This window comes from Dellaglioa sp. CoH-57-MRSF-19, from assembly GCF_056781975.1.
In genome coordinates, this window is sequence record NZ_JBXAXW010000013.1 from 1 (window position 1) to 1,690 (window position 1,690).

General features: G+C 38.3%; 2 protein-coding genes. Both read left to right on the plus strand.

What is annotated here, in order from left to right; genetic code table 11:
* Positions 1–71 precede the first annotated feature (71 nt).
* Entirely contained in the window at positions 72–746 is a 675-nt protein-coding gene (locus AC1RO3_RS07770; protein WP_481761994.1) for a transposase, read from the plus strand.
* On the plus strand, positions 743–1,636 hold the full coding sequence (locus tag AC1RO3_RS07775; protein WP_481763901.1) for an IS3 family transposase: 894 nt from the start codon (positions 743–745) through the stop codon (positions 1,634–1,636). The genes AC1RO3_RS07770 and AC1RO3_RS07775 overlap by 4 nt, the downstream gene beginning before the upstream one ends.
* Positions 1,637–1,690: the final 54 nt, after the last annotated feature.

Sequence of the window (1,690 nt, forward strand, 5' to 3'; positions counted from 1 at the left end):
TGTAATAATCCCTTTATGGTTGTCAGATGAAATAATATAATTTCATCCGATAATCATGGAGGGATTTTTGTATGTCCAGAGCCAAGTATTCAGCATTAGAAAAATTAACGTTTATCGAAGAATTTAGAAAGTCCGGAATGCCGAGAAGAACTTTTGCCCGAGAATACGGTATTAATAAAGATCTATTCAAACGTTGGGTCGATCGCTATGACCGCGATGGTATTGAAGGTTTACAGGAAGCGCGCCACAATAATCACTATTCAAAAGCGCTGAAATTAGAAGCGGTATTAACTTATCTAACGGGTCAATATTCACAAGCAGATGTTGCACTTAAGTTTGGTTTACGATCACAAAAACAACTATTAGACTGGGTTTCCAAGTATAATGAGGATAAAACGGTGACGGCGTCACCGTCCAAAAGGCAGGTTCCCATTATGAGTCGTAAAACTTCTTTTGAAGAACGCGTTTCAATTGTTGAATATATTACCAAAGATAAACATAGTTATAATGAAACTGCGGAACACTTCGGTGTCTCTTATCAACAAGCCCGTTCATGGGTTCTTAAGGCACGACAAGGTGGTTATGAATCACTAATCGATAATCGTGGTCACCGTAAAGATCAATCAGAACTAACAGATTTAGATAAAGCGAATCTACGGATTCACGAGTTAGAAAGCCAAATCGAAGATCAAAAATTATATGCGGCCTTTATAAAAAAATGGCAGGAACTTCAGCGCAAGGGGTGAATAAGCAAAGACGACTGGCATATCACGCGATTAAGAATGTTAGTCAAGAAAAGCATGGTGCGATAACAAAACTTATAAAAATGGTTGGCGTTAGCCGTCAGGCTTACTACAAAGGGTTAAAAAGACAAGAAACAGTTTGGGAGACACGTAATAAACAACTTAAAGAGCGAACCCAATACTGGTTTGATTTCAATCTACAAGGGATTGGTACTGGAAACATGTTGGTAAATTTACAAGCTGACACATCAATTAATTTTCCCATTACTTTCAAACAGGTTCGACGAGTTATGCGAGAACTAGGTATTCGATGTTTAGTACATCCGAAGAAGCATAATCGTGTGAAACAATCAGAACAATATATCCAAGATAATCTTCTTAATCAAAATTTTAGTGTGAGTAGACCTAACCAAGTTTGGTTGGCCGATTCAACAGAGCTTTCATATGGCATAAATGGCGAATATAAAATTCGGTTAAGTGGTGTTTTAGATCTTTATGGTCGGCGACTTTTAGCCTATAATCTAAGTCCTACAGAAACTAGTGAAGCAGAAATCCAGGTATTTCAGCAGGCCTTTTCAGGTGCTGGTAGTGTACACCCCATGGTGCACACCGATCGCGGTTCAGCTTATACCTCAAAACTATTTAATCGTTCTCTTGATCGATATGAAGTAACTAGAAGTATGTCCCGACCAGGAACGCCATACGATAACGCTCCAATGGAGCGTTGGTGGAATGAATTTAAAAATCGATGGATGGCACGTCAGCCACTGCCAAAGACCTATCAAGAACTTATGAAATTGGTTGAAGCAGGAATTGAATATTTTAATCATTACAATCGCTCAACACAAAGAAATGGCCTTACCCCAGATGAATACTGGGATAAAGCCATTTAGAAACATATTAAATTTTATATTATTTCATCCGTCAACTTGACAGGGCCTAGTACA